Source organism: Massilia eburnea (assembly GCF_050709955.1).
GTDB lineage: Bacteria > Pseudomonadota > Gammaproteobacteria > Burkholderiales > Burkholderiaceae_D > Rugamonas > Rugamonas eburnea_A.
In genome coordinates this window covers 34,112-58,763 of the sequence record NZ_JBNZFX010000036.1, presented here as the reverse complement: position 1 = coordinate 58,763, position 24,652 = coordinate 34,112, and the positions used below count along the sequence as shown (strand labels likewise).

The window sequence follows — 24,652 nt, the reverse complement described above, 5'->3', positions numbered from 1 at the left end:
CCATGAACAATCCGCTTAACGACGACGAATACGACCAACTCGATGACCTGCTGGCTGCAATGGGCCCGCAGAGCATGGACGTCGCCAAGCTGGAAGGTTTCCTGACCGCGCTGGTGATCGGCCCGGCCGACGTGGCGCCAGAAACCTGGCTGCCCATGGTCTGCGGCGGCGCGGCCGGCAGCGACGAAGCGACCGCGCTGATCTTGCGTCATCACGACTACATGAGCGTGTGGATGCAGAAAGATCCGGGCAGCTTCGAGCCGATCTACGAGTGCGGCGGCAGCTGGACTGTGGAGGCGTGGTGCGATGGCTTTATGGCGGGCGTCGCCATGACCCCGGATGCCTGGGCTCCCCTGCGCGCCCAGCAGCCCGCGTTACTGGTGCCATTCCAGGCGCCGTTGAACGCCACCAAAGTGCCGCAGGCTGTCATCAAGATCAACGAATTCTTCCACGCGCCGCAGGCCAAGGTAGCCAAGGCCGGCCGCAACGATCCTTGCCCTTGCGGCAGCGGCAAGAAATTCAAGAAGTGCTGCGGCGCTTAGTTCAGCCGATCTGAATCCAGGTCGTTTTCAGCTCGGTGTACTTGTCGAAAGCATGCAGCGACTTGTCGCGGCCATTGCCTGACTGCTTGTAGCCGCCGAACGGAACCGTGATGTCGTCGCCATCGTACTGGTTGACGTGCACGGTGCCCGCTTTCAGCGCGCGCGAAGTGCGGATCGCCTTCGAAATATCCGATGTCCACACCGCCGCGTGCAAGCCGTATGGCGTATCGTTCGCCTGCTTCACGGCCTCGTCGAGATCCTTGAACGACAGCACCGACAACACCGGCCCGAAAATCTCTTCCCGCGCAATCTTCATGCTGTTCTGCACGCCGTCGAACAGCGTCGGCTCCACGTAGAAGCCACCCGTCTCCTTGCGCACCGCATTGCCGCCAGCGAGCAGTTTCGCCCCCTCGTCGCGGCCGGCGTCGATATAACCCATCACGGTTTTCATCTGGATCGAATCGACAATCGCGCCCATGACGGTCTTTTCGTCGAGCGGGTCGCCAGGCGCATACGACGGCACCATTGCCAGCGCTTTCTCCAGGAACTTGTCCTTGATCGATTCTTCCACGAACAGGCGTGAAGGCGCATTACAGCTCTCGCCCTGGTTGAAGTAGATCGACCCGACCGCCGCGGCAACGGCGGCGTCGAGATCAGGGCAATCCGCGCACACGATATTGGCCGACTTGCCGCCTAACTCCGTCCACGCTCGCTTGAGGTTCGACTGCCCCGCCATCTGGATGATCTGCTTGCCGGTGCGGGTGGAGCCGGTGAAGCCGATGCAGTCCACGTCCATATGCATCGCCAGGGCGGCGCCAGCCTCGTTACCATAGCCAGGAAGCACATTGAACACGCCGGGAGGGATGCCTGCCTCCACCGCCAACTCCGCCAGCCGCAGCGCCGACAGCGGCGACTTCTCCGACGGCTTCAGCACCACGCTGTTGCCGGCGGCCAGCGCCGGCGCAATCTTCCACGCTGCCATCAGCAGCGGATAGTTCCACGGCACGATGGCCGCCACCACGCCAACCGGCTCGCGCGTGATCAGGGCCAGCGAGTTGCCAGGCGTCGGCGCAATCTCGCCGTACACCTTGTCGATTGCCTCGCCATACCAGCGGATGCAGTTCGCAGCGAGCGAAACATCGACCACTTGGCTGTACTTGATCGGCTTGCCCATATCGAGCGTTTCGAGCAACGCCAATTCATCCTTGTTCTGCATCATCAGGTCGGCGAATTTCACCAGCACGCGTTTGCGTTGTGCCGGCGCCTGGCTCACCCAGCGGCCGCTGTCGAAGGCGCGGCGTGCCACGGCAACCGCCTGGTCGACGTCGGCAGCGTCGCAACGCGCCGTCTGCGACAGGTAGCGGCCGTCAACAGGCGAAAGGTTATCGAACTTGCGCTCGCCGCGCGCCCAGGTGCGCTCACCGTTGACGAAAGCGCGCCCATCGAGGGTCAGCAGCTTTGCGCGGTCATGCCAGTTGATCGCTTCTTTTGCCATGGCTTACATCCATCCTCTCTGCTGCAGGTCCGCATAAGTATCGTCAAGGCAGCGCCGGATCAGGTCCACCATTTCGTCGATCTGTTCGCGCGTCATCACCAGCGGTGGTGCGATGATCATGCGGTCGCCTACGGCGCGCATGATCATGCCGTTGTTGAACATATAGCCGCGGCACACCATGCCGACTTCCAGTTTCGGATCAAAGTACTCGTGGCCATGGATGGTAGGGCCCTTGCGCCGCACAAGATTCAGGCCCGCGACGAAGCCGCAGCTATTGGCATAGCCGACCAGCGGGTGTTCGCCCAGCGTGGCGAGGCGTTGCGCCAGGTAGGGCCCGGTGTCTTCCGCCACGCGCTGCACCAGCTTTTCGTCCTCAATGATCCGGATCGTCTCCAGCGCCGCCGCGCAAGCGACTGGATGGCCGGAATACGTGAAGCCGTGCGCGAACTCACCGCCCTGCCCGATCAGCACCTCCGCCACACGTTCGCCAACCAACACGCCGCCAAGCGGGATATAACCCGACGTGACGCCCTTGGCGAAAGTGATCAAGTCCGGTTTGAAGTCGAAGTACTCGCAGGCGAACATGCGCCCGGTGCGGCCAAAGCCGGTGATCACCTCATCCGCGATCAGGAGAATGCCGTACTTGTCGCAAATGCGCTGGATCTCCGGCCAGTAGGTGCGAGGCGGGATCACAACGCCGCCCGCGCCCTGGATCGGCTCGCCGATGAAGGCCGCCACCTTCTCGGGGCCAACATCGAGGATCTTCTGTTCCAGCCACGACGCAGCCTCGATGCCGAATTCGTCCTCCGTCATGCCGCGCCCGGATTCGAGGTAATTCGGTTGGCGGATATGCACGATGCCCGGAATCGGCAAGCCGCCCTGCGCGTGCATGCCTTCCATGCCGCCCAGCGAAGCCCCCGCTATGGTGCTGCCGTGGTAAGCGTTGAAGCGGCTGATGATGGTGTGCCGCTGCGGCTGGCCTTTCAAGTCCCAATAACGGCGCACCATGCGCACATTGGTGTCGTTCGCCTCCGAGCCGGAGCCGGTGAAGAACACATGCTTGAAACCCGGCGGGGCAATCTCCGCCAGCTTGGCGGCCAGCGTCACCGCCGGCACGTTGGTCGTGTTGAAGAAGCTGTTGTAGAAAGGCAGCGTCTCCATCTGGTCGTACACCGCCTTCGAGATGCTGTGCCGGCCGTAGCCGACATTCACGCACCACAAACCGGACATGCCATCCAAAATCTTCTTGCCTTCCGAATCCCACAGGTAGATGCCTTCGCCGCGCACCATCACGCGCACGCCGCGTTCGCCAAGTGCCTTGTGGTCGGTGAAGGGGTGCATGTAATGCGCATGATCGCGCGCCTGGATCGTCCTGGTATCGTCCATGATCGCCTCCTCATACGTGCAGCAGCAGGTGCTCGCGCTCCCACGGACTGATGACGGTCATGAACTCCTGGTGTTCCAGGTCCTTGATGGCGGCGTACACGTCGATAAAGCGTTCGCCCAACACAACGCGCAGCTTGTCCTCAGCGCGCAGGATGCCCAGCGCTTCCGGCAAGCCTTGCGGCAGCTCATACTTCATTTCATAAGCGCTGCCCATGGTCGGCGCAGTCGGCTCCAGCTGTTCGGTCATGCCGAGGTAGCCGCAGGCCAGCGTCACTGCCAGTGCAAGGTATGGATTGGCATCGGCACCGATAATGCGGTTCTCAACGCGCCGGTCCTGTACACCCGATTCCGGCACTCGGAAGCCGACGGTCCGGTTATCCATCCCCCACTGGATGTTGATCGGCGCAGCCGTGTGGCGCACCAGACGGCGATACGAGTTCACGTACGGTGCGACAATCGCCAAGGCGCTTGGCATATAACGCTGCAAGCCGCCTATGTAGGCCTTGAAAAGCTGCGAGGGCGAACCATCCTGATTGCTGAAAATATTCCAGCCGGTGCGCGCATCGATCACGCTCTGGTGGATGTGCATCGCCGATCCCGGCTCGCCCGCCATCGGTTTGGCCATGAAGGTGGCGTACATATGGTGCTTCAATGCCGCCTCGCGCAAGGTACGCTTGAAGAAAAACACTTTGTCGGCCAGGCCAAGCGGTTCACCGTGAAGGAAGTTGATCTCCATCTGGCCGGCGCCGATTTCGTGGATCAAGGTATCCACGTCGAGGCCCATCAGGTCGCAGTAATCGTAAATATCTTCGAACAGCGGATCGAACTCGTTCACCGCATCGATGCTGTACACCTGGCGGCTGGTCTCGGCGCGGCCGCTGCGTCCAATGGGCGCCTTCAACGGCAGGTCGGGATCGGAATTCTTGTCCGTCAGGTAGAACTCCAGTTCCGGTGCAACCACCGGCTTCCAGCCTTTGTCGTCAAACAGCTTCAACACGCGGCGCAGCACGGAGCGCGGCGCGAAATCGACCAGGCGGCCGTCGCTGAAGTAGCAGTCGTGGATCACTTGCGCCGTCGGGTCGGCAGCCCAGGGCACCATGGTGATGGTGGTGGGGTCGGCCTTCAGGATCATGTCGCGGTCGGTGCTCGAAATGGCACGGTCATAGGCATCATCCTCGGTCGGATAATTGCCGGTGACGGTCATGCCAAGCACCGCTTCAGGAATGCGCATGCCGCGCTCCTGGGTGAACTTGCCACGCGGGAGAATCTTCCCCCGAGCGACACCGGTCAGGTCCGGGACCAGGCATTCGATCTCGGTGACTCGCTTTTCATTGAGCCACTCGTCCATGTCGGTATAACTGAAATTTTCGCGGATTGCCATTGCTTCCTCTCAGGTAGTTTAGAAAACAGCACTACTGAAGGAAAGCCACCTAAGGAATGCGATCCCTATGCACCCGGCACGCAAGGCCGAATGCGCTGAACATGCGCATGGAGTCGTGGTTCTCTTCGACGCGCCATTCGGGATGCCATTGCACCGCCAGCGCAAACGCAGGAGAAGCCGCGATGGAAAAAGCTTCGATCAAGCCATCGTCGGAACGGGCTTCGACTTGCAAGCCGGGCGCCAGGCGATCAATGCCTTGCCCGTGCAGCGAATTCACTTGTATTTCGCTAGCACCATCGAGGATATGCGCCAGCAAGCCGCCTTTTTCAAGCTTGATGCGATGTGCCGCCGCGTATTGCTGCTCCAGCGATTGGGTCTTGTCTTCGCGATGGTCAATGTAGCCCGGCACGGTGTGCACGGCCTGGTGCAGCGTGCCGCCCAGCGCCACGTTCAACTCCTGGAAACCGCGGCAAATCGCCAAAACCGGAATGCCGTGCATTAGCGCAGCACGGATCAAAGGCAAAGTGGTTGCATCGCGCGCGGGATCCAGCGGAAGCGAGGGATCGAGCGTTTCCTGCCCATACAGGCTTGCCTGCACATTGGAGGCAGCGCCGGTCAGCATAACGCCATTGGCGATGCCGAGCAGGCTTTCAATATCGGTGTTGTCTCCCAACGGAGGGATCAACAACGGCTGGCAGCGCGCTCCCACAGCCACCGCATCAACATATTTGTTTTGAGCGGCGTAGCTGGGATGGGGGCCTTTACTATGGCTGCAGGCGGGGACCAGTACGATGGGGCGGCGCATGTTTAGTTTGTTAGGTAACTATCAGTGTGCAGCTTGATCTTATTCCCAATTTTGAGTTGTGGCAACCGTACAGTGTGATACCCGGTATACTGGATTTTTGCTTTGGAGGTGAATCATGCTGACCCTGAAAGATCCCAGCCTTCTGCGCCAACAGTGTTATATCGCTGGCCAATGGTGCGATGCCGACGGGGGGGCAACGATCAGCGTCACTAATCCTGCCACTGGCGAAACGCTTGGCAGCGTACCGAAAATGGGCGCTGCCGAGACGCGCCGCGCCATCGAAGCCGCCAATGCCGCATGGCCTGAATGGCGCAAGAAGCCGGCCAAAACGCGCGCAGCCATCCTGCGCAAGTGGAATGACCTGATCCTCGCCAATGCCGACGACCTGGCGGCATTGATGACAGCGGAGCAAGGCAAGCCGTTGAGCGAATCAAAAGGCGAAATCACCTATGCCGCATCGTTCATCGAATGGTTCGGCGAAGAGGCAAAGCGCATAGCCGGAGAAACCCTGGCATCGCCATGGCCCGACAAGCGCGTGGTGGTGACGCGCGAACCGATTGGCGTCAGCGCTGCGATCACCCCGTGGAACTTCCCTTCCGCGATGATTACGCGCAAGGCCGGTCCCGCGTTGGCAGCAGGCTGCCCGATGGTGGTCAAGCCGGCCGAACTCACGCCCTTCTCGGCATTGGCTTTGGCCGTGCTGGCGGAGCGTGCCGGCATTCCTCCAGGCGTTTTCAGTGTGATCACCGGAGCCTCGCGCGAGATCGGCGGCGAGATGACCTCCAACCCTATCGTGCGCAAGCTTAGCTTCACCGGATCGACTGCCGTCGGCCGGCTGCTGATGGAACAAAGCGCGCCAACGATCAAGAAGCTGTCGCTGGAACTAGGCGGCAATGCGCCCTTCATCGTATTCGACGATGCAGACCTGGACGCAGCAGTGGAAGGCGCTATCGCCTCCAAATACCGCAACGCCGGCCAGACTTGCGTGTGCGCGAACCGCATCTATGTGCAGGACGGCGTATATAACTCGTTCGCATCGAAGCTGGTCGAAGCGGTACGCAAGCTCAAAGTCGGCAACGGCGCCGATGACGGCGTGACGCAAGGCCCGCTGATCGAAGAGAAGGCCGTCCTCAAAGTAGAAGAACATATCGCCGATGCACTCGGCAAGGGTGCGCGCCTGCTGCTAGGCGGCAAGCGGCACGAGCTGGGCCACAGTTTCTTCCAGCCCACCGTGCTGGCAGACGTAGGCGCCGACATGCTGGTGGCACGCGAAGAAACCTTCGGTCCCCTGGCGCCACTGTTCCGCTTCAAGACCGATGAAGAAGCTGTGGCGCTGGCCAACGATACAGAGTTCGGCTTGGCGGCATACTTCTACTCGCGCGATATCGGACGCATCTGGCGCGTGGCGGAAGGACTGGAGAGCGGCATGGTAGGCGTGAACACCGGCTTGATCTCGACCGAGATTGCACCGTTCGGTGGCGTCAAACAATCAGGCCTGGGCCGCGAAGGCTCGACGCATGGCATCGACGATTACCTCGTGATCAAATACATCTGCATGGGTGGCATCTAGTAGTTCCTGGACTTACGTTGACCATGCAACGCACTGCAGAAGCTTTCGCACAGCAACTTCCGCCTCGCCACCCTGCTCCGCAGATGACGTACTGCGTACTTTGAACGTTCTCGAGTCGAAAAATACTATCAATAATTGAGAGCTAAGCTTCTGCGGGTTTTCTGCAATGCGGTCAGTGAATTCAAACGTGATTAATGTTGCGTCGTAAGCCTTACCGTTCGCTTCAAGCTTGATGGCGCGTCGATTCACGATCTGCGCGTCTTTATGCGCATTCCGCACCTCCGAGACTTCGGCTCGTAGCTGAGCGGAAGAATCCTCCTTGCGAGGATAGAAGAACAATGTGACGGTATTTCGAAGCATGCTTCCGAAACTCTGGTATGTGACTGAGTAGTCGGCGAGCGCTGGCGCATAGGCCCTGACCGTGCTACGGCGATACCCCGCACACTCTGCGGGGAATTTTTCCCATTTCTGGAAATCAGCAATTTCTGCGGGGTACTTGGTGGATTCCTGCGCGGCTACCGCCAATGAAGCAGTGACCAAGCTGAAACACACCAATAAGCGGACGAACTGTTTATGCATATGAATCTATTTCTCGGAACGTCAAAAAGTCCAAGGAAAAAATTGGCAATATATCATGGAGGTGTGGACAGAGGTTTGCCAAACCACTTGGATGCGCTGTTGGCCGCATCGATCTCGCAGCACGCCGAATCGCTGGCCCAGGCAATGACTCCGTCGGGACGTATCAGCAATGCGCTCAAACCTAATCGGTCCTTCACTTCGATCGCCAAGTAGCGAATGCGGTCACCCCAGTGAGCGGCAACCGAATTTAACGATTCGCACCCATCGAAGTCGAGCAGTAGTCCATGTCCGGTTCGAAGGTGCAGGTTAAGCCTCGTTCCGTCGATCAGTTCGAAATTCGGTGCGCTGCGACCCACCAGTGGGTGGGCGTCGCCGAGATCGTAGCGGGACTCGACACCCCAAACGCGGCCGGCAAAATATGTGGCGCCATCACGCGTCTGGAGCAGATCGCGGATGATCGCTTCCAGCGCGCGCGAACTTGGGCTGGGGCGCATCAATGCCACCTGCGCGCGGGACCAGTCAAGGATCCGTGCGCCTTCCGGATGCCGCTCGCGTTCATAGCTATCGAGCAGGTCTTCGGGAGCGGTGCCGCGTATCGTCGCTGCGATCTTCCAACCCAGATTCATTGCGTCGCCTAGACCGAGGTTCAGGCCTTGCCCGCCAAGCGGTGAGTGGACATGTGCAGCATCGCCAGCCAATAGCACGCGGCCCTTCTTGTACGCAGTCGCCTGAAATGCTCGGTCGGTCCAGGTCGTCGCGAATTCAAGCTCCGCTACCGCGACTTCAGTGCCGGAGATTTTGCGTAGCACCGCCTCGATATGCTCGCGCGTGATGGGATCGGTTCGATGAAATGCGCCGCCGTCAAAATCAACCATCCCTATCGTGCCGGGCGCTGAGTAAATGTACATTCCCGTCGCCGTGTAATGGCGACCGGGTTTGAGCACACCAGGATCCGCAAGCCGGACCTGGGCTGAATAACCGGTGAACTCGGGATCGGTGCCGCTGAAGCCTATTCCCGCCGCCTTGCGCACGGTGCTGCGCCCGCCGTCGCAGCCGACAAGCCATTGTCCCTGGAACTCCTGGCCGCCAGCGAAGACTGTTACTCCGCGCTCCGATTGCTCGATACTCTCGACGCCGCATCCGCGTAAAATCTCCACACCTGATGTCTCCGCACGCGCCGCGAGGACAGCCTCGATACTCGCCATGTCTGCGGCGACACTGCTGACTGCTCCGGGCAGGCGGTGCGACCACTGAGTATTGTCTATCTGGTCATGGAAGAACTGGATGCCGGCGAAATGGCCTGCCGGACGGCGCGTTTGTTGCATCCAGTGCGCGCTTGCTGGCGAACTGCGAGAGACTGCCCGCTCCTCGATTGGGCGCAGCAGGTCGCGACGGTCAAGGCTCTCGATGCTCGGTACTGAAAGGCCGCGCAGGCCGAACGGCAGTTCTTTGAGCGGATTGTGAGGATCATTGGCCTGCTCGAGTACAAGCACTGAGCAGCCGGCGAGCCGCAACTCACAGGCGAGCAACAACCCTACAGGGCCGGCGCCGGCGATCAATACGTCATGGGAATTGGTATGGGGGATATGCATGTCCAGGCTCCTTAGTCGATGTTCGACCGGAGCGTTCCCAAGCCTGGATTCCGCGCGGACGAACAATTGAACGCCAAATGGCGTCAAGTATTCGTCGTGGGGATCTACTGCAAGGGCCAAAGACCAGAGCTTTCGTTACCGAAAGGACTTGGGCTTACCAAACCAAGTCTGCCTTTTCCGACAGGCGGACTATAGCATCGCCGCAAAAAAGCAGTCAAGAAGCTTAAAGCACCTCGACACGACCATGCTCGACGATGTGCGCCAAGGCCTCCGACATCGCACCCAATGCCGGTTTGCTAAGCGTGAACGATACGACAATCTCCGATATGCCAATTCGATCCGCTCCAGCCTCGGAAAGGCGAAACCGCACGGCGTCGCGCAGTATCTGGATCCGTTCGATGCCGCCATAACAAGCTTTCGACTGGTCTTGAAACTCAACGTAATGGATATTGAGGCCGCTCTGCCCCATTACATTGTCGACGTCGCGCTGAACCAGTAAATAGATTTCCTGCGACGGGTCGGAAAAGCCTAAGGTCCAAATGCCGTCCACTGGAGTTGAAGAAATCTCAGAGGCGAAAAAGTTAAAGTTCGTCATAGGATTCAATCAGGAGTGGCCTCAAGGCGCAGACGGATGCGGCGATCCAGGCCCAGTGCTTTCATATCAGCGCCGAATGCCTCGTCAATCAGGCGGGCCTTAAGGCCCGATGCTTCGGCTTCCCTTAACGCGCGTTCGATGACGGCCCGGTAGCTGGCGGCTGATGCCGCCAGATAGAAACCGAAGTCGGCTCGATAATCGACCAACAAGTGCTGCTCCACTGCCAGCTCGGGATGCAAGCGAGCCTCTTCCTGCGCCTCGATCACACCGCGTGGCAGATAATCAACGTGACGGTTCCCTGCGGCTACCATCGCATAAATTGTGCCCCACGGCGCGGTGTGCTCGTAGAGCGGAAGGCCCGTCACACGCCACACCGTCACATCACCCCAGCCAGCACCGAAGCCTGCGATCATCCTGGTGCGCTTCAAATCGCCGACGGAGTGGATACGTGCAAAGACTTCCGTATCGGATCTTCGGATCAAAAACACACGCTGTCCGATCAGGCCATTTGTCAACGCATTACGCACCCGAACGATCTGTTCGTTGCCATCCTTCTCTTTCGATTGCATGCCGTAGAAAAGATTGATGTCGCCTTTGTTCAGCATCCGCCACATGCGGCGCGCGGGAACGTCCTTGGCGTAATGGATACGATACGGCTGGTGAATCAATTTCAATGACTCTTCCAGCAGGCGGATGAAGTAAGCGGCATGCCCATCGGACGACACGGCAATCCGCAATTCGAGCGGTTCGGCATTAGACGAAGGCAAAGGAGCCGAAGCGTGGGCGGCAGACTCCGCACCTGCTACCGCAGGGGACGACACCAATAAAGCGCAAACGAAAAAATGGATGAAGCGCGGCATGAGAGCCATTTCGCGACTCCAGCAAAGGTGGTGTCCTGTACCTTACCACAGGTTCAGATGGACCCAGCGGTAGCACGATTCGAGCATGCGCTACGCGGTTTCCTCCACCCTGATCTCGCTCAGAAGCTTCTTGAGTTCCGGCACACAGGAGCCGCAATTGCCGCCTGCTTTCACGCAGGCGGTGATTTGCGCCGGCGTGGTCAGGTTCTGCTCGCGGATGGCTTTGCAGATGGTGTTGCGGCCGACGCCGAAGCAGGAGCAGACCGTCGGGCCGGTGTCGGAGCCTGCTGCGATCGGACGACCGGCCAGCAAGGCTGCGCGGTCGGCCACGTCCAGTTGCGTTTTGTCGAACAGGCTGGCCAGCCATTGGCGCGCCGGCAGGTCCGGGCGGGCCGAGATGAAGATGCATTGTGCGATGCGGTCGTCAACCAGGTGCACCGCGCGGAAAACGCCGGACGTGCGGTCGGCGTACTCGAGCCAGTCGGCGTCATCGTCGCTGATTGCCGAGCAGCTGGCGTGCCCACGCACCAAAGTCTTCAATGGCATTGCGGCCGGCCAGTTCGTAGCGCTGGAAGTCTTTGCCTTGCACCTTGGTCCAGTAGGCTAGCGCGTCGAGTTGCAGCGCGTCGCGGCTCAGGATGAAACCATGCCATTTGACCGGGAAGCGGTCGATCATCACTGGCGTGTGCTTGAATTCCGGTTCGCCGGATACCGGGTCGACCACCGGATTTACCACGGCGCCAATGCGCGCATCGGAGGCGGTCTGGTTGTTCCAGTGGATAGGCACGAAAGCGCTACCGCGCGCGATGCCGCCGCCATGCTGGACGCGGGCGATCATGCTGCCCCATTGGCTGCTGACGCGCGCCAGCTCGCCCTCCTTCACGCCGCACAGCAGGGCGTCCTGCGGGTGCATGTCGATGAAGGATTCGGAAACGTGGTCGGCCAGCTTCGGTGCGCGGCCGGTGCGGGTCATGGTGTGCCAATGGTCGCGCACGCGGCCCGTGTTGAGGGCGATCGGGAATTCACCGTCGGGCAGGTTGGCCGGGGGCGCGCGGCACGGTGGCGACGAAACGCGCGCGGCCATCGGCGTGGAAGAAGCGGCCATCGGCGAACGGGCGTTCTGAAGGCGCCGCATCGGCGGCCACGATTGCCGGCCATTGCGTCGGCTGCAGCGCGTCGTAGGCGGATTCGCCCAGCGTGGCGAGAGCGCCGATGTTGAAGGCGCGCGGCAACTCTTCGGCGTTGTTGCGCCAGGCGCTCAGGCTGGCGTGTTCGGTGAAGATCTCTGCGGCGCTGGCGTAGCCGAAGCCGTCGTAGCCCATGCGCAGCGCGAACTGCGACAGGATCAGCCAATCCGCCCTCGCCTCCCCCGGCGCCGGCAAGAAGGCAACGCTGGCGCGAGATGCGGCGCTCTGAGTTGGTGACCGTGCCGTCCTTTTCGCCCCATGCCAGCGCGGGCAGCAGGACGTCGGCATAGGCGTTGGTGTCGGTGTCGCGCACCACGTCGGATACGACAACCAGCTCACAGCGCTCGAGCGCGCGGCGCACCTGGTCGGCGTTCGGCAGGCTGACGACCGGATTGGTCGCGATCACCCAAACGGCTTTCACACGGCCGGCCTCGATGGCTTCGAACAGGTCAACCGCCTTCAGGCCGGGGACGGGATGCGATGCGCGGCGACTCCCAGAACGTTTGCACGGCGTCGCGGTGCGCGGCGTTGTCCAGGTCCATGTGCGCGGCCAGCATGTTGGCCAAGCCGCCTACTTCACGGCCACCCATGGCGTTAGGCTGGCCGGTAATCGAAAACGGGCCCATGCCCTGCTTGCCGATACGGCCGCCGATCAGGTGGCAGTTGATGATGCTGTTCACCTTGTCGGTGCCGGTGCTGGACTGGTTGACGCCCATCGAGAAGCCGGTAATGACCTTCGCAGTGGCAGCGAAGGATTCGTAAAACTCCATCAGGTCCTGCAAGTTCAGGCGGCAGGCGCGCGCGACTTCTTCCGGTGTCAACGTGGCCACCGCCAATGCGTCTTCCAGGCCGCTGGTATGCGCGGAGACGAAGTCCGGATCGACTGCACCGATGCGAGACAGGTAGCCAAGCAAGCCGTTGAACAGCCAGACGTCGGTGCCGGGCTTGATCGGCAGGTGCAGGTCGGCCAGCTCGCAGGTGGCGGTGCGGCGCGGATCGACCACCACGATCTTCATGTTGGGACGTGCTTCCTTGGCGCGTGTCAGGCGCTGGAACAGGATCGGGTGGCACCAGGCCAGGTTGGAGCCGACCAGCACCACCATGTCGGCGTGGTCGAAGTCGTCATAATTGACCGGCACCACGTCTTCGCCGAACGCGCGCTTGTGGCCGGCAACGGCGGACGACATACACAGGCGTGAATTTGTGTCGATATTGGCGCTGCCGATATAGCCTTTCATCAGCTTGTTGGCGACGTAGTAGTCCTCGGTCAGCAACTGGCCGGAAACGTAGAAAGCCACGGCATCCGGGCCGTGTTGGTCGATGATGGCGCGCCATCTGTCCGCCACGTGGTCTAGCGCTTCGCCCCAGGCTACACGGTGCAGCGCGTCGTCGCCGCGCTCACGCATCATCGGGTACAGCAGGCGGCCTTCCAGGCCGATCGTTTCGCCCAGTGCGGAACCCTTCACGCACAAGCGCCCCTGGTTGGCAGGATGCGCGGCATCGCCGGCAATATCGAACCCGCCACCTTCACGCGGCGTCGCCGTGACACCGCAACCAACACCACAATAGGCGCACGTCGTCTTAATCATGAATTCACGCAGCCTGCGCGCAAAGCGCCTGGCCAAACAAGAGATGGTTGCGCATCGACGAAATGTCGGTGCGGTTCTGGATCAGGTCGAAGTACCACGGACCGTCCTGCACGTCGCCATACAGCACCGCGCCGGTGATGCGGCCGCCGTCCAGCACCAGGCGCTTGTAGACACCGCGGCGCGGGTCGCGCAGCACCAGGTCTTCGCTGCCTTCGCCGCCGATGAAGTCGCCCACCGAATACAGGTCGACGCCGGTCACCTTGAGGCGTGTCGGGGTTACCTGCTGCACGTAACGTCGGTGACCGTTGCCTGCCAGATGGGCGGCGCAGACGCGCGCCTGTTCCCAGATCGGCGCCACCAGGCCGAAGGTGGCGCGGCGATGCTGCACGCATTCGCCAACTGCGTAGATGCGCGGATCGAAGCTTTGCAAGGTGTCATCCACCACGATGGCGCGTTCGCAATGCAGGCCGCTGCGTCGCGCCAGTTCGATATTCGGGCGCACGCCGGCAGTCATCACCACCAGGTCGGCCGGGATTTCGCTGCCGTCGGCAAAGCGCACGGCGCTCACGCGTTCGGTACCGACGATTTCGCTGGTCTGGGCTTCCAGGCGGAAGACCAGGCCTTTCGCTTCTAGCGCCTTTTGCAGCAGCTGCGCGGCGGGTTTGTCCCAGTTGCTGGTTCATCAGCGCATCGGTCACGTGCACCACGGTGACGTGCATGCCCTGGCGCTGCAGGCCGTTGGCGGCTTCCAATCCGAGCAGGCCGCCGCCGATCACCACGGCGTGGACGATGGTTGCGTGCCGCGTCCAGCATCGATTCCACGTCCTGGATATCGCGGAAGGCCAGAACGCCGGGCAGTTCGTGGCCGGGCACAGGGATGATGAAAGGACGCGAACCGGTGGCCAGCAGCAGGCGGTCATAGCGTACTTCCAGGCCGCAGCGGGCGCGCACCAGGCGACGCTTGCGGTCGATGAATTCAACCGGATCGCCGGTGTGCAGGGTAATGCGATTTCTGCTGGTACCACTCGCGCGTGTTCAACATGATGTCGTCGACCGTCTTCTCGCCCGCCAATACCGGCGACAGCAGGATACGGTTGTAATTGCCATGCGGCTCGGCGCCGAAGACGGTGATGTCGTACATGTCCGGCGCCAGTTTGAGCAGCTCCTCGACCGTGCGCATGCCGGCCATGCCGTTGCCGACAACGACCAGGGCGGGCTTCATGCCCCGACCCAGACCTTTCCGCCTTCGATGCGTGCCGGCCAGGTAGGCACGGAGTGTTCCGGCGCTTCCAGGCATTCGCCGGTTTGCAGGTCGAAGTGGTGCTTGTAGATAGGCGAGGCGACGACCAGGCGTTCGCCCAGGTTGCCGACCAGGCCGCGCGACAGCACGGAGGCTTCCGAATTGGGGGTCCGTAGTTGCCAATGGCGAAAACGCGGCTGTCGTCGCCGTCGTTCATGCGGAAGACGGCGACTTGCTGGCCTTGCAGCAGTGCGCAGACGCCGGTGTGGGAACGATTTTCTTCCACGCCGCAAACGGCGGTCCAGGCGGAGGCTTGGGTATCACGATGCATGGTTTTCTCCTCAGGCGATGGGCTTTGAATCGGGATCAGCTTGCGTTCTTCCACGGTGGCCGGGGCGGATCTGGCCGCGTTCCTCCATTGAAGACCACGTTGCTGTCAGCGTCCGGGCTGTTGACGAAATGGCGGAACCGAGCGCGTGTTTCAGGGTTGTTGACGGCTTCCTTCCACTCGCAGGCGTAGGTATCGACCACGCGCTGCATGTCTGCTTCCATTTCTGCGTTGATACCACAGCTTGTCCTTGATGATCACGTCCTTCAGGTAATCCAGGCCCGCCTTCCAGGTTTTCGCGCCAGGTGCTGGTTCGCTGCAGGCGGTCGGCGGTGCGGCTGTAGAACATCAGGAAGCGGTCGATGTAGGCCACCAGGGTTGCCTTGTCGAGGTCGGACGCAATCAGCTCGGCGTGGCGCGGCTTCATGCCGCCGTTGCCGCACACATACAGGTTCCAACCCTTCTCGGTGGCGATGATGCCGACGTCCTTGCCCTGCGCTTCGGCGCACTCGCGGGTGCAGCCGGACACACCGAACTTGATCTTGTGCGGGGTACGCAGGCCCTTGTAGCGGTTTTCCAGTTCGATGGCCAGGCCGACTGAATCGTCCACGCCATAGCGGCACCAGGTGGAGCCGACGCAGGACTTCACGGTACGCAGCGACTTGCCGTAGGCGTGGCCGGTCTCAAAACCAGCAGCAATCAGCTCTTCCCAGATAGCCGGCAGCTGTTCGACGCGGGCGCCGAACAGGTCGACTCGCTGGCCGCCGGTGATCTTGGTGTACAGGCCGTACTTCCTGGCGACCTGGCCGACCGCAATCAGCCCTTCCGGCGTCACTTCGCCGCCCGGCATGCGCGGCACCACCGAGTAGGTGCCATCTTTCTGGATATTACCCAGGAAATAGTCGTTCGAATCCTGCAGGCTGGCGTGTTCCTTCTTCAACACGAAGTCGTTCCAGCAGGTGGCGAAGATGCTTGCCGCCAGCGGTTTGCAAACGTCGCAGCCAAGTCCCTTGCCGTGGCGTTCCAGCAGGTCTTCAAAGGACTTGATCTGGCCGACGCGAATCAGGTGGAAAAGTTCCTGGCGCGAATGCGGGAAGTGTTCGCAGACGTGGTTGTTCACATCCATGCCCAGCTTCTTCATTTCCGCCTTCATGATCTGCGTTACCAGTGGCACGCAGCCGCCGCAGGAAGTGCCTGCGCCGCAGCATTTCTTGATGGCGCCGATGCTGGTGGCGCCGCCGGCGACGGCGTCGCAGATCGCGCCTTTCGAAACATCATTGCAGGAGCAGATCTGCGCGCCGGCCGGCAGTGCTTCCACACCGAGGCCTGGCTTGGACGCCCCATCGGATTGCGGCAGGATCAGGAATTCCGGCGCCTCCGGCAGTTCGATCTTGTTCAGCATCATTTGCAGCAAGGTGCCGTATTCGCCGGCATCGCCCACCATTACGCCGCCCAGCAGGAACTTGCCGCAGTCGGACACCACAATCTTCTTGTACACCTGCTTGCGTTCGTCGGTGAACTGGTAGCTGCGCGCGCCTTCAGCCTTGGCATGCGGGTCGCCGATGCTGGCCACGTCCACGCCCATCAGCTTCAATTTGGTGCTCATGTCGGCGCCGGTGAATTCGGCGCTGCTGTCACCGGAGATATGGCGGGGCAGTGACGCGGGCCATGTCGTAGCCAGGCGCCACCAGGCCAAAGACCTGGCCGTTCCACAGCGCGCATTCGCCGATAGCGTACACGTCCGGGTCGCTGGTCTGGCATTGGTTGTTGATGGCGATGCCGCCGCGTGGCCCCACTTCCAGGCCGCATTCGCGGGCCAGGTAGTCGCGTGGGCGGATGCCGGCGGAAAACACGATCATGTCGGCGTCCAGGGAAGTGCCGTCGGCGAACTGCATGCGATGAGTGCCGCTTTCACCGGCTACGATGGCGGTGGTGTTCTTGCCGGTATGGACGGTCACGCCCAGGTCTTCGATCTTCTGGCGCAGCACGCGGCCGCCGCCGTCGTCAACCTGCACGGCCATCAGGCGCGGTGCAAATTCGACCACGTGGGTTTCAAGGCCCAGGTCTTTCAGCGCCTTGGCGCATTCCAGGCCGAGCAGGCCGCCTCCGATCACCACGCCGGTCTTGGAGCGCGCGCCGCATTCCTGCATGGCTTCCAGGTCTTCGATGGTGCGGTAGACGAAGCAATCCTTGCGGTCCTTGCCGTCGATCTGCGGCACGAACGGGAAGGAGCCGGTGGCGATCACCAGCTTGTCATAAGGGAGCACCTCGCCGCTGTTGGTGGTGACGGTGTGCGCTGCGCGGTCGATCGCCACGGCGCGGCCATTCAGCTTGAGCACCATGTCGTCACGGTCGAAGAAGCCTTCCTCCACCAGCGATAGCTCCTCGGCGCTCTTACCGCTGAAAAATTCCGACAGGTGCACGCGGTCGTAGGCCGGGCGCGCTTCTTCGCACAGGATGGTGACCTGGGCAGCGCCAGCAGGCAGCGATTTCAGGAACTGGTGGCCAACCATGCCGTGGCCGATGACGACGATCTTCTTCATGCTGCTGCTCCTGCGATTGCATTTTCTTTGACGGTGGATTCGCTGAAGCGTGCGGCGAGTGCGCACAGGGCGGAGACGGCGACGAACATACCAAGGATCCACAGGGTTTGCTGAGTATTGCCGATGCCTTTCAACAGGAAGCCCGCCGCGACCGCGCCGACATTGCCGCCAGCGCCGATGATGCCAGCCACACCGCCCAGGGCGCGTTTGTCGACGAAAGGCACCAGGGCGTAAGTCGCGCCGCAGGCCATGTGGGTGAACAGGCCAAACACCAGCATGGCGATCACCGCGAGGGTTACGCTGTCCGCCTTGGCGAAGAACATCAGGCCGATGCCTTCGCCGATCATCATGGCGAACAGCAGGGTGACGCGGCTATTCAGGCTGCCGCGTGCGGCGGCCTTGTCCGAGACATAGCCGCCCAGGGCACGGGCAAACAGCGCCAGCAAACCGAAGCTACCGGCTGCAAGACCGGCCTGCGGCAGCGTGAGCTTGAAGGTATCGACGTAATAAATAGCGGCGATGTTGTGAATGAAGATCTCCACACCGAAGCAGGCGCCGTAGGTCACGAACAGCAGCCACACGCGGTAGTTGACAGCAGCCAGCTTGAAGCTCGACCAGCCGCCTTTCTTGCCGCCTTCCAGCTCGATGCCGGCGGCGCGCAGGTCGGCGTAGTTGCCATCCGGGCAGTCCTGGGTGTAGCGATAGTAAACATAGGCCATGACCAGCATCAGCACGCCCGGCACCACCAGGGCGGCGCGCCAGCCCATGGTTTCGCTTACGCCCAGCATGACCATGGCAGCCATGATCATCGGCATGGTGGATTGCACCACGCCGCCTCCCGCATTGCCCCAGCCGGCGGCGGCCGCGTTGGCGGTGCCGACCACGTTCGGCGCGAACATGACCGAGGTGTGGTACTGGGTGATCACGAAGCTGGCGCCGACCGCGCCGATCAAGAGGCGGAAGAACAGGAAGCTTTCATACGTCTGCGCGGCAGCTACGCCCAGCACCGGGATGGCACCCAGGAGCAGCAGGCCGGTATATGCCTTGCGTGGGCCGTAACGGTCGCACAGCGGGCCAATCACCAGGCGCACGATGATGGTGATGGCTACCGCGGCGATATTGATGTTGGCGATCTGCGCCGGGGTCAGGCCGAATTCGCCTTTAATGACCGGCATCAGTGGCGCGCAGGCGAACCACGCGAAGAAGCAGACGAAGAAGGCCATCCAGGTGAGATGGAAGGCTCGCATCTGCGGCGTTGAGAACGAAAACAGTTTGATGCTGGTCGCTTTGCTTGCCATGGTTTTGTCCCTGAAAACAAAAAGGCGTCCGTGCAGCGCCCGCCATCGGTGGCAGTGCTGCACGGACGCCGTTGTCCGGTTAGCCGATCCTCCGTTAGACCAGCGCTTTACCTATGCTGTGCAAGACCTGTGCCAGCCGCTTTAAGGGGGGGAAACTACGCTCAGGAGGGGCTTTTCGCCATCTGGCGGTGCACCGCGCCCAACTATGGTGCACCGCAATAGGGCGTTGGCTACATATGGATGTCGAAAGATGCCGCGTAGCGCTCGGGATCGCGGCCGTCCCAGGCGACGCCGTCCATCAGCACGGAGCTGCGCAGCGGATTGGCCGGAATTGCGGTCTCCGTGAGTTCTGCCGCCTCTTTATAGAGGGCGACCTGCTGCACCTTGAGGGCCACGCCAAGGTAGTCGGGCGATGCCTTGAGCAAGCCCCAGCGCTTTTGCTGGGTCATGAACCACATGCCGTCCGACAGGTAGGGGAAGTTGGCCGCACCTTCCTGGTGGAAGCGCATGCTGTGCGCATCTTCCCAGCTGCGTCCCATGCCGTCTTCGTAGCGGCCGAGGATGCGCTGCCAGATCACGTCCTTGCCGGTATTGACGTATTGGACGGCGGAGATGATCTCGGCCATCGCCATGCGGTTGGCCGGGCTGGCGTCGATCCAGCGGCTGGCCTCCAGCACGGCGGCGACCAGGGCGCGCGCGGTATTGGGATGGTGGCGCGCGAAGTCGGCGGTCGTGGCCAGCACTTTCTCCGGATGGTCGGGCCAGATCTGCTGGCTGGTGGCGATGGTGACGCCGACGCCGTCCATCACGGCCCGGTGGTTCCACGGCTCGCCGGCGCAGAAACCGTCCATATGGCCGGCGGCCAGGTTGGTCGCCATTTGCGATGGCGGCACCGTGATCACGCGCGCCTCGCGCAAGGGATGCACGCCATGTGCGGCCAGCCAGTAATACAACCACATGGCGTGAGTCCCGGTCGGGAAGGTCTGGGCCCAGCGCAGTTCACGCTGGTGTGAAAGGGCGGCAACCGCGGCGCCATCGCGCACGCCTTCGTCGACCCAACGGCGCGACAGCGTAATGGCCTGGCCGTTGCGATTCAAATTCATCAAGATGGCCAGATCGCGCCGCACTGAACCCACGCCGAGATGGGTTGCATAGACAAGCCCATACAGCGCGTGCGCGGCATCGAGTTCGCCGGTCAGCAGTTTGTCGCGCACGCCTGCCCACGACGTCTCCTTGCTCAATACGATGCGGATGCCATGCTTGCGGTCCAGCCCAAGCACGGATGCCATTACCAGCGACGCGCAATCGGTCAGCGGGTTGAAGCCAATCCTGACGATGTCTTTTTCAATCTGCATGCTTCACTCCTGCCCGGAATGCACCACGACGGTGCATCATCCGAGCAAATCCTCTGCGTCCAGGATGCGCTGCGCCAACTCGGCCAGCTTCAGGTTCTTGTTCATGGCCATGCTGCGCAGCTTCTGGAAAGCCTGCTCTTCGGTCAGGCCCTGGCGTGCCATCAGGATCCCTTTGGCGCGGTCAATCAGCTTGCGCTCGGCCAGTTTGAGTCGGGTGCCTTCCAGCTCGTCCAGCAGCTTCTGTTCGCGCTTGAAGCGCACCAGCGCAACGTCCAGCACGGGCTTGATGCGTTCGGGCTGCAAACCCGCCACCACATAGGCGGAAACCCCCGCCGCCATTGCCGCTTCCATGGAATCGGCCTTGTCGTCTTCGGTGAACATGACGATGGGACGCCGCTCGTCGCGGGTGGCAATGACGATGTGTTCGAGCACGTCGCGCGCGTCCGATTCGGCGTCGACGATGATCATGTCGGGCTGCAGGCGGGCGATGTGTTCGGGCAGGTGGAAGTCGGCCGGCAGCGAGGCGATCAGGTCGTACCCGGCCTCCGCCAGCCCGGAATGCAGGGCATGCGCGCGTGCCTCACTTTCGTGCGGCGGGTGGATCAAAACGATGCGTAGATTGCGGCTCATGCCTCCTATGTTGCAAGAACCGCGCCAGCCTTACGTCGACGCTACCGGCATCAGGCTGTGTTGATCCCAGAATAACAGGTCGCCCGGCAGCCATTCATGCTGGTACAAGTGCTGGGCGCGGGTGGCGTGGGCATGCAATTCCTGCAGCAATTCCGCGCTTTCAGCGGCGCTGGCCCCGACCACGCGCGTGGTTTCCGGGTCGGCCACCAGGATCGCGCGTCGGCCGGTTTCGGGATGCAGTCGCACCAGGGGCAGCGCGCCTGAAGCGCCTTCCTGTGCTGCGCGCGCGTTGTGGACCAGGCGCCGCAAGCCGAGTGGTAGTGTGTCGTAGGCCATCTGCAGGTTGGAGAACAAGACCGTCTCGCCGGTGGGCGCCATGGATTGGGCGGCAAGGCGGTGACCAGCCTCGTGTTGCACACGCGAGGTGATGCGCTGGGCGCGGAATACCAGGAGGTGGTGGTCGCGCAGAGCCGATTGCAGGCGGACGGTGTTGTTGTCGTCCTGCTCATGCCCGAGGTTATAGCCGATGACTTCTGCGCCAAGCGGCGCGTCAAGGATGCGGATGTCGAAATGCTGCCAGTTCATTCGAGCAGTCTATGCGCCGCAGTTTGCGTTGGAAACGAATCGTTTTTGATATTAATATGCGCTTTTCGCAAAGCACAGGATCGGCATGAACACGACTACCTCCAGATTCCATCTCGCCCTGGCCGCCTTGGTACTGGCCGTGCTGGCATGGTCCGGCATCGCCCCTTATGACCGCACCACCTGGTGGATGGAAGTGGCGCCGGCGCTGATCGCCCTGCCGCTGATGGCAGCGACTTACCGCAGCTACCGCCTGACCGACCTGCTGTATGTGCTGATCACGGTGCATTGCGTGATCCTGATGGTGGGCGGCGCTTACACCTATGCGCGGGTGCCTTTCGGCTTCGACCTGCAGCACTGGTTCGGCCTGTCTCGCAATCCTTACGACAAAATCGGCCATTTCGCGCAGGGCTTCGTGCCGGTCATGGTGGCACGAGAAATCCTGCTGCGCGGCCGCTATCTCCCGTCCGGCAAGATGCTGGCCTTTATCGTGATCTCTATCGTGCTGGCTATCAGCGCGGCATATGAGCTGATCGAATGGGGCGCTGCCGTGGCCCTGGGCCAGGGCGCCGATGAATTCCTCGGCACCCAGGGCGACCCGTGGGATACGCAGTCCGACATGTTCATGGCCCTGATCGGCGGCGTCGCTGCGCTCTTGACGCTAACCCGCCTGCACGACCGCCAACTGGCCGCTCGCTAGAATGCTTGGCTCGATCATTCCGGTTTTCCTGCTGATCATGCTGGGAGTGGCGATCCGCCAGTCCCGCTGGATGCCGGATGACTTTTTCCCTTCGGTAGAGAAATTCTCGTATTTCATCGCCTTCCCGGCATTGCTGTTCACCGGGATTGCGCGGCTCGACTTCCATGGCCGGATGGTGGGGGAACTGGCACTGGCGACGCTGCTGCCGACTTTTATCGTAGTCGGCCTCGCCCTGCTGGTCTTGCTGTTCTGGCGCGGGCTGCCCGACCCAAGTCGCTCCTCGGTCGTGCAGGGTGCGATGCGGCCGAACAGCTATTTCGGGATTGCGGTGTCGGCGTTGTTCTTCCCGCCGCAGACCGCGGCCCTGGTGATGCTGGCGCTGGCCCTGTGCCTGCCGGTGGTGAACGTGGTTTCGATCCTGGCGCTGTCGTGGTGGAGCGGCAGCAAAGCCAACCTGGCCAAGGTCGCGAAGACGCTGGCGACCAACCCCATCATCCTGGCCACGCTGACGGGGATGATATTCAGCCTTGGCGGGCTGGCTTTGCCGGCGCCGCTGATGAACACCCTGGACATTATCGGCAAGTCTGCACTGGCCCTCGGCTTGATCAGCGTCGGCAGCGGCCTGGTGTTCTCACTGGAAGGTTTGCGGCCGGCCGCGCTGGCCTTTACCTCCGTGCTCAAGCTGCTCGTGCTACCTTTCGTCGCTGCCCGCGTGTGCGTGATGTTCGGCGTCTCCGAGCCCGTAACGCTGGCGGCCTGCTTCTACTGCGCGCTGCCAACAGCCCCCAACGCCTACATCATGGCGCGCCAGCTTGGCGGAGATGCGCGCCTGATGGCTTCCCTTATTACGCTGCAAACGCTGCTGGCGGCGGTCACGATTCCGCTCAGCCGGATGCTCTCGACCTAATTCAGAGGGGCGCTTGGCGTCAGGCCGAGTGGCGCACGACGTAGCTGTCGATATCGAAACGCCGGGTGATGTGGCGGTAGTGGAAGGTGAAGCCCGGCCATATCACCAGGTTGCGGCCGCGCGAATCGAGGTACCAGCTCTTGCAACCGCTGTGCCATACCGTTCCCTTGAGCTTCTGCTGCAGCCTGCGGTTGTAAGCGCCCTGCACTGCCGGTTGCACGTCGACGGAGTGCAGGCCTTCGCGCAGTACGCGGCGCACGCCATCCACGGCATAGCGCACGCCGGATTCAATCATGTAGATCATCGAGTTGTGTCCCAGCAGGGTGTTCGGCCCGGTGATCATGAAGAAGTTGGGGAAACCTCCCACGGTGGCGCCCTTGTAGGCGCCTGCGCCGTCCTCCAGCGCCTGGGCGAAGCTGCAGCCGCCGCGGCCGCGCAAGTCGATCGGGCCATAGGCGTGTTCGACGTCGAAGCCGGTGGCATAGATGATCACGTCGACCGGGCGTTCTTCGCCGCTGCCGGTGACGATACTATGCTCACGCACCTCGCGGATGCCGTCTTTCAGCACTGCCACGTTGGGCCGCGATAGCGCGGGATAGTAATCGTTGGTCAGCAGCACGCGCTTGCAGCCCAGCGTGTAATCCGGCACCAGCTTGGCGCGCAATTGCGGGTCGGCGACCTGGCGCTTCAGGAGGCGCAAGGCTTGCCACTGCATCACCTTGGCGAGCACCGGCAGGAAGATGAACAACACCACGCGAGACTCGAACTGCACATAGTGCTTGGCGCGATACAGCAGTTGCAGGGGACGCGCGTGGTCCAGCAGCCATCGCTCGACGCGCGTAACGGCACGGTCTGGACGCGGCAGCACCCAATGCGCGGTGCGCTGGTAGTGGTCCAGCTGCCGGACCTGCGGCTGGATCTCCGGCACGAACTGCACTGCACTGGCGCCACTGCCGATCACCGCCACGCGCTTGCCGCTTAAATCTATGCTGTGGTCCCACTGCGCGGAATGGAAGCTCTGGCCGCGAAAGCGCTCCGCGCCGGGAAAGTGCGGGACGCTCGGTCGCCCCAGCAGGCCGATTGCGAAGATCACCGTGCGCGCCGTCATTTCGCCCTTGCTGGTGGCGAGACGCCATCTGCCTGTCGCCTCGTCGAACTTCGCCGAGCGTAGCGCCGTGCCGAGGCACAGGTGCCGCTCCAGGTCGAATTCGCGCACCACGCGCTGGGTATATTCGAGCAGTTCGTCCTGGCGCGGGAACAGGCGGCTCCAATGCGCGTTCTGCGCGAAAGAGAATGAATACAGGTGGCTGGGAATATCGCAGGCTGCCCCGGGATAGGTGTTGACGCGCCAAGTGCCGCCGAACACTTCATCCTTCTCCAGCATGACGAAATGGTCGATGCCTGCTTCCTTGAGCTTGATTGCACTGCATATGCCGCCAAAGCCGCTGCCCACGATCACTACGTCGTAATCCATTGCCGCCCCCCAGG

At 61.9% G+C, this 24,652-nt stretch carries 17 protein-coding genes and 4 pseudogenes; 4 read left to right on the top strand and 17 right to left on the bottom strand.

The features are described from left to right. Positions 1-2 precede the first annotated feature (2 nt). Positions 3-542, top strand: a complete 540-nt coding sequence (locus ACQ4MM_RS22470) for a UPF0149 family protein (RefSeq protein WP_431479445.1) — start codon at positions 3-5, stop codon at positions 540-542. Between the two features lies 1 nt (position 543). Here ACQ4MM_RS22470 and ACQ4MM_RS22465 read toward each other — a convergent pair whose 3' ends face one another. Genes ACQ4MM_RS22465 through ACQ4MM_RS22450 form a run of 4 tightly spaced genes read right to left on the bottom strand, consistent with a single transcriptional unit; the run spans position 544 to position 5,609 of the window. After that, positions 544-2,037: an aldehyde dehydrogenase gene (locus tag ACQ4MM_RS22465; protein WP_431479444.1), complete on the bottom strand. Its 1,494-nt coding sequence runs from the start codon at positions 2,035-2,037 to the stop codon at positions 544-546. 3 nt (positions 2,038-2,040) lie between these two features. Then, the gene (locus ACQ4MM_RS22460) at positions 2,041-3,423 is read right to left on the bottom strand and encodes an aspartate aminotransferase family protein (RefSeq protein ID WP_431479443.1); all 1,383 of its coding nucleotides are present in this window, start codon (positions 3,421-3,423) and stop codon (positions 2,041-2,043) included. Between the two features lie 10 nt (positions 3,424-3,433). Beyond that, positions 3,434-4,804 (bottom strand): glutamine synthetase family protein, encoded by a 1,371-nt coding sequence (locus tag ACQ4MM_RS22455; protein ID WP_431479442.1) that lies wholly within the window; start codon positions 4,802-4,804, stop codon positions 3,434-3,436. 49 nt (positions 4,805-4,853) lie between these two features. Further along, the gene (locus tag ACQ4MM_RS22450) at positions 4,854-5,609 is read right to left on the bottom strand and encodes a gamma-glutamyl-gamma-aminobutyrate hydrolase family protein (RefSeq protein WP_431479441.1); all 756 of its coding nucleotides are present in this window, start codon (positions 5,607-5,609) and stop codon (positions 4,854-4,856) included. Between the two features lie 115 nt (positions 5,610-5,724). Between ACQ4MM_RS22450 and gabD the strand changes: the two genes are divergently transcribed. Then, a complete protein-coding gene (gene gabD / locus ACQ4MM_RS22445) occupies positions 5,725-7,179 on the top strand; it encodes an NADP-dependent succinate-semialdehyde dehydrogenase (RefSeq protein ID WP_431479440.1) in 1,455 nt (484 codons plus the stop codon). A 12-nt stretch (positions 7,180-7,191) separates the two neighbouring features. Here gabD and ACQ4MM_RS22440 read toward each other — a convergent pair whose 3' ends face one another. The 12 genes and pseudogenes from ACQ4MM_RS22440 to ACQ4MM_RS22385 all read right to left on the bottom strand — a co-directional run bounded on the left by ACQ4MM_RS22440 (position 7,192) and on the right by ACQ4MM_RS22385 (position 21,560). After that, complete coding sequence (locus ACQ4MM_RS22440; protein WP_431479439.1) at positions 7,192-7,758, bottom strand: hypothetical protein; 567 nt, start codon at positions 7,756-7,758, stop codon at positions 7,192-7,194. A 53-nt stretch (positions 7,759-7,811) separates the two neighbouring features. After that, positions 7,812-9,350, bottom strand: coding sequence for an FAD-dependent monooxygenase (locus ACQ4MM_RS22435; RefSeq protein ID WP_431479438.1), 1,539 nt, complete (start codon positions 9,348-9,350; stop codon positions 7,812-7,814). A gap of 223 nt (positions 9,351-9,573) precedes the next feature. Beyond that, on the bottom strand, positions 9,574-9,945 hold the full coding sequence (locus ACQ4MM_RS22430; protein ID WP_431479437.1) for an Imm10 family immunity protein: 372 nt from the start codon (positions 9,943-9,945) through the stop codon (positions 9,574-9,576). Positions 9,946-9,950: 5 nt separating this feature from the next. After that, entirely contained in the window at positions 9,951-10,814 is an 864-nt protein-coding gene (locus ACQ4MM_RS22425) for a hypothetical protein (RefSeq protein WP_431479436.1), read from the bottom strand. 81 nt (positions 10,815-10,895) lie between these two features. Next, a pseudogene (locus ACQ4MM_RS22420) lies at positions 10,896-13,581 on the bottom strand (molybdopterin-dependent oxidoreductase). A gap of 4 nt (positions 13,582-13,585) precedes the next feature. After that, a pseudogene (locus ACQ4MM_RS22415) lies at positions 13,586-14,803 on the bottom strand (NAD(P)/FAD-dependent oxidoreductase). Next, positions 14,800-15,152, bottom strand: a pseudogene (gene nirD, locus ACQ4MM_RS22410) (nitrite reductase small subunit NirD). Before nirD ends, ACQ4MM_RS22415 begins: the two co-directional pseudogenes overlap by 4 nt. Before the next feature lie 27 nt (positions 15,153-15,179). Further along, a pseudogene (gene nirB / locus ACQ4MM_RS22405) lies at positions 15,180-17,692 on the bottom strand (nitrite reductase large subunit NirB); the annotation flags it as partial. Further along, a complete protein-coding gene (locus ACQ4MM_RS22400) occupies positions 17,689-18,990 on the bottom strand; it encodes an MFS transporter (RefSeq protein ID WP_431479435.1) in 1,302 nt (433 codons plus the stop codon). The pseudogene nirB and the gene ACQ4MM_RS22400, both read right to left, overlap by 4 nt. A 230-nt stretch (positions 18,991-19,220) precedes the next feature. Further along, positions 19,221-20,345 carry a CmpA/NrtA family ABC transporter substrate-binding protein gene (locus tag ACQ4MM_RS22395; protein ID WP_431479434.1) on the bottom strand — a complete coding sequence of 375 codons (1,125 nt, stop codon included), beginning with the start codon at positions 20,343-20,345 and terminating at the stop codon, positions 19,221-19,223. Between the two features lie 36 nt (positions 20,346-20,381). Continuing rightward, positions 20,382-20,975, bottom strand: coding sequence for an ANTAR domain-containing response regulator (locus ACQ4MM_RS22390; RefSeq protein WP_431479433.1), 594 nt, complete (start codon positions 20,973-20,975; stop codon positions 20,382-20,384). Positions 20,976-21,005: 30 nt separating this feature from the next. Then, positions 21,006-21,560, bottom strand: coding sequence for a TauD/TfdA dioxygenase family protein (locus ACQ4MM_RS22385; protein WP_431479432.1), 555 nt, complete (start codon positions 21,558-21,560; stop codon positions 21,006-21,008). 85 nt (positions 21,561-21,645) lie between these two features. Between ACQ4MM_RS22385 and ACQ4MM_RS22380 the strand changes: the two genes are divergently transcribed. Next, on the top strand, positions 21,646-22,257 hold the full coding sequence (locus tag ACQ4MM_RS22380) for a DUF2238 domain-containing protein (RefSeq protein WP_431479431.1): 612 nt from the start codon (positions 21,646-21,648) through the stop codon (positions 22,255-22,257). A gap of 1 nt (position 22,258) precedes the next feature. Further along, on the top strand, positions 22,259-23,164 hold the full coding sequence (locus tag ACQ4MM_RS22375; protein WP_431479430.1) for an AEC family transporter: 906 nt from the start codon (positions 22,259-22,261) through the stop codon (positions 23,162-23,164). Positions 23,165-23,183: 19 nt separating this feature from the next. Here ACQ4MM_RS22375 and ACQ4MM_RS22370 read toward each other — a convergent pair whose 3' ends face one another. Beyond that, complete coding sequence (locus tag ACQ4MM_RS22370) at positions 23,184-24,638, bottom strand: flavin-containing monooxygenase (RefSeq protein ID WP_431479429.1); 1,455 nt, start codon at positions 24,636-24,638, stop codon at positions 23,184-23,186. Positions 24,639-24,652 lie beyond the last annotated feature (14 nt).